This is a genomic window from Streptomyces sp. NPDC037421 (genome assembly GCF_055602105.1).
Genome location: NZ_JBVJWV010000004.1, coordinates 367,545 through 373,587 on the forward strand (window position 1 = coordinate 367,545; position 6,043 = coordinate 373,587).

At 70.2% G+C, this 6,043-nt stretch carries 8 protein-coding genes; 5 read left to right on the forward strand and 3 right to left on the reverse strand.

Annotated features, from left to right (window positions below):
* Positions 1-48: 48 nt before the first annotated feature.
* From ACZ7IF_RS09320 to ACZ7IF_RS09335, 4 genes are all read left to right on the forward strand, one after another.
* Complete coding sequence (locus ACZ7IF_RS09320) at positions 49-849, forward strand: ABC transporter ATP-binding protein (RefSeq protein WP_470965496.1); 801 nt, start codon at positions 49-51, stop codon at positions 847-849.
* 53 nt (positions 850-902) lie between these two features.
* Positions 903-1,331: an NfeD family protein gene (locus tag ACZ7IF_RS09325; protein WP_007263342.1), complete on the forward strand. Its 429-nt coding sequence runs from the start codon at positions 903-905 to the stop codon at positions 1,329-1,331.
* An 84-nt stretch (positions 1,332-1,415) separates the two neighbouring features.
* A complete protein-coding gene (locus tag ACZ7IF_RS09330; protein WP_470965499.1) occupies positions 1,416-2,390 on the forward strand; it encodes an SPFH domain-containing protein in 975 nt (324 codons plus the stop codon).
* Between the two features lie 96 nt (positions 2,391-2,486).
* On the forward strand, positions 2,487-3,257 hold the full coding sequence (locus ACZ7IF_RS09335; protein ID WP_470965554.1) for a sulfite exporter TauE/SafE family protein: 771 nt from the start codon (positions 2,487-2,489) through the stop codon (positions 3,255-3,257).
* A gap of 48 nt (positions 3,258-3,305) precedes the next feature.
* Here ACZ7IF_RS09335 and ACZ7IF_RS09340 read toward each other — a convergent pair whose 3' ends face one another.
* The 3 genes from ACZ7IF_RS09340 to ACZ7IF_RS09350 all read right to left on the reverse strand — a co-directional run bounded on the left by ACZ7IF_RS09340 (position 3,306) and on the right by ACZ7IF_RS09350 (position 5,317).
* Positions 3,306-3,809 carry an HNH endonuclease gene (locus ACZ7IF_RS09340; RefSeq protein WP_470965502.1) on the reverse strand — a complete coding sequence of 168 codons (504 nt, stop codon included), beginning with the start codon at positions 3,807-3,809 and terminating at the stop codon, positions 3,306-3,308.
* A gap of 149 nt (positions 3,810-3,958) precedes the next feature.
* Complete coding sequence (locus ACZ7IF_RS09345) at positions 3,959-4,492, reverse strand: YbhB/YbcL family Raf kinase inhibitor-like protein (protein WP_470965504.1); 534 nt, start codon at positions 4,490-4,492, stop codon at positions 3,959-3,961.
* A gap of 42 nt (positions 4,493-4,534) precedes the next feature.
* Positions 4,535-5,317 (reverse strand): sporulation protein, encoded by a 783-nt coding sequence (locus tag ACZ7IF_RS09350; RefSeq protein WP_470965507.1) that lies wholly within the window; start codon positions 5,315-5,317, stop codon positions 4,535-4,537.
* A gap of 101 nt (positions 5,318-5,418) precedes the next feature.
* Between ACZ7IF_RS09350 and ACZ7IF_RS09355 the strand changes: the two genes are divergently transcribed.
* A partial coding sequence (locus tag ACZ7IF_RS09355; protein WP_470965510.1) for a DNA-3-methyladenine glycosylase occupies positions 5,419-6,043 on the forward strand: 625 nt, incomplete at its 3' end.

Sequence of the window (6,043 nt, forward strand, 5' to 3'; positions counted from 1 at the left end):
CCTGCCGGCGCACAGAGAACCGTGACTGCAAGGGGTGACAACACGCTCATGAGCGATGTTCTGGAGCTGGTGGACGTATCCGTGGTCCGCGAGGGCCGGGCTCTGGTGGACCAGGTCTCCTGGTCGGTGAAGGAGGGGGAGCGCTGGGTGATCCTCGGCCCCAACGGCGCCGGCAAGACCACGCTGCTGAACCTCGCCTCCAGCTACCTCTACCCCACCAAGGGCACCGCCACCATCCTCGGCAGCACCCTCGGCAAGCCCGGCAGCGACGTCTTCGAGCTGCGCCCGCGCATCGGCGTCGCCGGCATCGCGCTCGCCGACAAGCTCCCGAAGCGGCAGACCGTCCTGGAGACCGTGCTCACCGCCGCCTACGGCATGACCGCGACCTGGCAGGAGGAGTACGAGGACATCGACGAGCAGCGCGCCCGCGCGTTCCTCGACCGCCTCGGCATGACCGAGTACCTCGACCGGAAGTTCGGCACCCTCTCCGAGGGCGAGCGCAAGCGCACCCTGATCGCCCGCGCCCTGATGACCGACCCCGAGCTGCTCCTCCTCGACGAGCCCGCCGCCGGCCTCGACCTCGGCGGCCGCGAGGACCTCGTCCGCCGCCTCGGCCGCCTGGCCCGCGACCCCCTGGCCCCGTCCATGGTCATGGTCACGCACCACGTCGAGGAGATCGCCCCCGGCTTCACGCACGTCCTGATGATCCGGCAGGGCAAGGTCGTCACCGCCGGTCCCATCGACCTGGAGCTGACCTCCCGCAACCTCTCCCTCTGCTTCGGCCTCCCGCTCATCGTCGAGCGCAACGAGCACGACCGCTGGAGCGCCCAGGGCCTGCCCCTGCGCTAGGCCCCGCCGTTCGCGCCCTGTCCGGCCGCGCCCACCCGACCTACCATGACCATGTGGACATCGACGCATGGGTGTGGTGGCTCATCGGCGCGGTCGGACTGGGCATCCCCCTCGTCCTGACCGCCCTGCCGGAGTTCGGCATGTTCGCCGTCGGCGCGGTCGCCGCGGCCGTCACCGCGGCCGTCGGCGGGGGAGTGGTCGCGCAGGTCCTGGTCTTCGTGATCGTGTCGGTCGCGCTGATCGCCGTCGTACGGCCGATCGCCAACCGCCACCGCGACCAGCGGCCCCAACACCGCAGCGGCATCGAGGCGTTGAAGGGCAGATCCGCCGTCGTCCTCGAACGGGTCGACGGCAGCGGCGGCCGCATCAAGCTGGCCGGCGAGATCTGGTCCGCCCGCACCCTCGACTCGGACACGAGTTTCGAACCCGGCCAGTCCGTCGACGTCGTCGACATCGACGGGGCGACCGCGGTCGTCATGTGACAAGCAGCCCACCCGCGGCCCCGGGGTCTGCGAGACTCCGATCAACGGGGCAGCACAGACAGCCGGAAGGGCACGGGGAACCGCATGCAACCGATCATCATCGTCCTGATCATCCTGGTGGTACTGGTCTTCATCGCCCTGGTCAAGACGATCCAGGTGATCCCGCAGGCCAGCGCCGCCATCGTCGAGCGGTTCGGCCGCTACACCCGCACCCTCAACGCGGGCCTCAACATCGTCGTCCCGTTCATCGACTCCATCCGCAACCGGATCGACCTCCGCGAACAGGTCGTCCCCTTCCCGCCGCAGCCGGTCATCACCCAGGACAACCTGGTCGTCAACATCGACACCGTCATCTACTACCAGGTGACCGACGCCCGCGCCGCCACGTACGAAGTGGCCAGCTACATCCAGGCCATCGAGCAGCTCACCGTCACCACCCTGCGCAACATCATCGGCGGCATGGACCTGGAGCGGACCCTCACCTCCCGCGAGGAGATCAACGCCGCCCTGCGCGGGGTCCTCGACGAGGCCACCGGCAAGTGGGGCATCCGCGTCAACCGCGTCGAGCTGAAGGCCATCGAGCCGCCGACCTCCATCCAGGACTCGATGGAGAAGCAGATGCGCGCCGACCGCGACAAGCGCGCCGCGATCCTCCAGGCCGAGGGCGTACGGCAGTCGGAGATCCTGCGCGCCGAGGGCGAGAAGCAGTCCTCCATCCTGCGCGCCGAGGGCGAGGCCAAGGCCGCCGCCCTGAAGGCCGAGGGCGAGGCCCAGGCCATCCGCACCGTCTTCGAGTCCATCCACGCCGGCGACGCCGACCAGAAGCTCCTCGCCTACCAGTACCTCCAGATGCTCCCGAAGATCGCCGAGGGCGACGCCAACAAGCTCTGGATCGTGCCCAGCGAGATCGGGGACGCGCTCAAGGGACTCTCGGGCGCCATGGGCAACTTCGGCCCCCTCGGCGGCGGTTCGGCCGGCTTCAACCCGCAGAACCCCGGCAAGGGCGCCCCCGCCCAGGACGCGCCCGCCGAGCGGCGCGAACAGCCCCCCATCGACTGACGCGCCCTCCCCTTCGTGCATGATCGGTGAGGCCCCTCGACCTTCATGGCGGGGAGGCGACTCACTCACACAAAGGGGATGGCTCCGTCCATGTCCATGTCCATCTGGGAATCGCTCGCGGTCTTCGGCGCCGGAATCGGCGCCGGCACCATCAACACCATCGTCGGCTCCGGCACCCTGATCACCTTCCCGGTGCTCCTCGCCACCGGCCTGTCCCCGGTGACCGCCAACGTCTCCAACACCCTCGGCCTGGTGCCCGGTTCCATCAGCGGAGCCATCGGCTACCGCAAGGAACTCCAGGGCCAGCGCGCCCGCATCGTGCGGCTCGGCGCCGTCTCCCTCGTCGGCGGGCTCGCGGGCGCCATCCTGCTCCTGACCCTGCCGCCGGACTCCTTCGACACGATCGTGCCCGTCCTCATCGGCCTGGCCCTCGTACTCGTCGTCCTCCAGCCCAGGCTCGCCGCGGCCCTGCGCCGCCGCCAGGAAGCCGCGGGAGGCGATCCGGGCAAAGCGGACGGCGGAACTCCGCTGCTGGCCGGCATGCTGCTCTCCAGCGCGTACGGGGGCTACTTCGGCGCCGCGCAGGGCGTCCTCTACGTCGGACTGATGGGGCTGCTGCTCCACGAGGACCTGCAACGGATCAACGCCGTCAAGAACGTGGTCGCCGCGCTCGTCAACGGCATCGCGGCCGTCTTCTTCCTCTTCGTCGCCGACTTCGACTGGACGGCCGTGCTCCTCATCGCCGTCGGCTCCACCATCGGCGGCCAGATCGGCGCCAAGGTCGGCCGCAGGCTCTCCCCGACCGCCCTGCGCGGAGTCATCGTGACGGTCGGGATCGTGGCCATCGTCCAACTGCTGCTCCGCTGAGCGACGTAGAGGAATTACGTCACCCAGCGGGCCCGGGTCGGCGCCGGACTACGCGGTGCGCGCCAGCCACTCCGGCAGCGCGGCCTCCCCGCCCACCCCCAGCGCGAGCAGCATCGCGTCCGCCGGAGAAGGCACGAAGGGCTTCCGCAGCAGCGGCATCCCCGCCTCCTCCGGCGTCCGCGCCGCCTTGCGGTGGTTGTCCTCGGCGCAGGAGGCCACCGTGTTCAGCCACGTGTCACCGCCCCCCTGGGCCCGCGGCAGCACGTGGTCCACGGTCGTCGCGCGCTTCCCGCAGTACGCGCACCGGTGCTGGTCCCTGACCAGCACCCCCCGCCGCGACCAGGGAGCATGTCTTCGGAAGGGCACCCGTACGTACCGGCACAGCCGGATCACCCGGGGCATCGGAAGCTCCATGGTGGCCGCGCGCACACGCAGCTCGGGATGCGACTGTTCGACGACGGCCTTGTCCTGGAGAACCAGCACGACAGCGCGGTTCAGCGTCACCGTCGACAGCGGCTCGAAGCTCGCGTTCAGTACCAGCGTGTCCCGCATCTCGCCCACCTCCCGTGTGCAGGCCCGCGACCACACCGGCGGCGAGGCCCGCAACCACTCTGGCCGCGCGCGCCACGCGGGACAACGCAATAAAAATGCCCGGTCCTGGCCTTCTTTAGACCAGGACCGGGCAAACACCGGGAGAACGATCAACGCTTGGGCGACTCGTACTCACCGATCAGCTGGGCACGGCCGAGCGCGTGGAACCGGAGGTGGAAACCGACCACCGCGGGAGAGGAGTCCTCGTCCGGACCCAGCTCCTCCCGGTCCACCGCGTACACGGTGAACACGTACCGGTGCCGCTCCCCGCGCGGCGGAGCCGCCCCGCCGAAGTCGCGCGTGCCGTAGTCGTTGCGCACGTGCACCGCACCCTCCGGCAGCCCCTCGAAGTCCCCGCTGCCCGCACCGGCCGGCAGCGAGGTCACCGACGCCGGGATGTCGAAGAGCACCCAGTGCCAGAACCCGCTGCCCGTCGGCGCGTCCGGGTCGAAGCAGGTCACCGCGAAGCTCTTCGTCCCCTCGGGGAAGCCCTCCCAGCTCAGCTCCGGCGAGAGGTTCTTGCCCGTCAGGACCTGGGCCGCGTGCAGGTCGGCCCCCGGCGCGATGTCCACGCTGGTCACCGTGAAGGACTCCACCTCAGGGTGGAAATCGTGCGGAAGGGGAGCCCTGTTCTGTTCGGCCACTGCTGTCCTCCTGAGATTCGGATGAGGGGTACGGGCCCGAGCCTAGAACCAGTTGCGCTGCGAACCGACCGAGGCGATCCACTGGTTCAGGTACGCCGCCCAGTCGGTCCCCTGGTACGACTGCAGACCCACCTGGAAGCAGCGGTAGGTGTCGCTGCCCTCACTGAACAGCCCCGGCTTCTTGTCCATCTCCAGCACGACGTCCATCTCGTGGCCGTCCGAGACGAAGGTCAGCTCGACCTGGTTCAGCCCCCGGTACTGCGACGGCGGCAGGAACTCGATCTCCTGGTAGAACGGCAGCGTCTGCCGGGTCCCGCGGATGTGCCCGCGCTCCATGTCCGCGCTGCGGAAGGTGAAGCCCAGCTGCCGGAAGGCGTCCAGGATCGCCTGCTGCGCCGGCACCGGGTGCACGTTGATCGGGTCCAGGTCGCCCGCGTCCACCGCGCGCGCGATCTCCAGCTCGGTGCTGACCCCGATGTTCATCCCGTGCAGGTGCTGGCCGCCGAAGTGGGTCACCGGCGTCTCCGCCGGGATCTCCAGCCCGAAGGGCACCACGTGCAGCGCACCGGGCTGCACCTTGAAGGCACCGCCGAGGCGCTGCTTGGTGAAGACGACGTCCTGCTTGTACTCGCCGTCGCCGCCCTCCACCTCCACCCGCGCCTGGAGGCCGACGGACAGCCCCTCGATCTGCTGCTCCACGGACCCGCCCTGGATCCGCACCTCGCCCTGGACGATCCCGCCCGGCACGACGTTCGGCTCGGTGATGACCGTGTCCACCGACGCGCCGCCGGCACCCAGGCTCGCGAACAGCTTCCTGAAGCCCATCTCAATCTCCCCTGCACAGATATACGGATCCACTGACCCCTTACCACTGCGGAACCTTAGGGCCCGGTTGCAGCCGCACGCGTTCCACTACGCTCGACCGGATGAGCGCGCGCCCCGACCGTACGCCCCTGCCCCGGTCCTTCTTCGACCGCCCGGTCCTCACCGTGGCCCCCGACCTGCTCGGCAGGATCCTGGTCCGCCGTACTCCGGACGGCCCCATGGAACTGCGCATCACGGAGGTCGAGGCGTACGAGGGCCAGGCCGACCCCGGCTCCCATGCCTACCGGGGCCGCACCGCCCGCAACGCGTCGATGTTCGGCCCGCCCGGACACGCGTACGTCTACTTCATCTACGGCATGTGGTTCAGCCTCAACCTCGTCTGCGGCCCGCCGGGCCACGCGAGCGGGGTGCTGCTGCGCGCGGGAGAGGTGACGGTGGGCGTGGAGCTGGCTGCCAAACGTCGCCTCTCAGCCAGAAACCCGCGTGAACTGGCCAAGGGTCCGGCGCGCCTGGCCACGGCCCTGGACGTGGACCGCTCCCTCGACGGCGCGGACCTCTGCGGGGGCCCCGATTCCCCCTTGTCCCTCCTCACCGGCACCCCCACCCCGCCCGACCTGGTCGGCAACGGCCCCCGCACGGGGGTGGGGGGGGGGGGGGGGGGGCACCCCCCCCCCCCCCCCCCCCCCACAGAAACAAGAAGCAGACCGTACCAGAGCCACACCCGCC

What these genes read in the sequence shown, in the direction of transcription:
- ACZ7IF_RS09330 (WP_470965499.1), top strand. Translation starts at nt 1,416, where the DNA reads ATGCAACCGATCATCATCGTCCTGATCATCCTGGTGGTACTGGTCTTC.
- ACZ7IF_RS09335 (WP_470965554.1), top strand. Translation starts at nt 2,487, where the DNA reads ATGTCCATCTGGGAATCGCTCGCGGTCTTCGGCGCCGGAATCGGCGCC.
- ACZ7IF_RS09320 (WP_470965496.1), top strand. Translation starts at nt 49, where the DNA reads ATGAGCGATGTTCTGGAGCTGGTGGACGTATCCGTGGTCCGCGAGGGC.
- ACZ7IF_RS09350 (WP_470965507.1), bottom strand. Translation starts at nt 5,317, where the DNA reads ATGGGCTTCAGGAAGCTGTTCGCGAGCCTGGGTGCCGGCGGCGCGTCG.
- ACZ7IF_RS09340 (WP_470965502.1), bottom strand. Translation starts at nt 3,809, where the DNA reads ATGCGGGACACGCTGGTACTGAACGCGAGCTTCGAGCCGCTGTCGACG.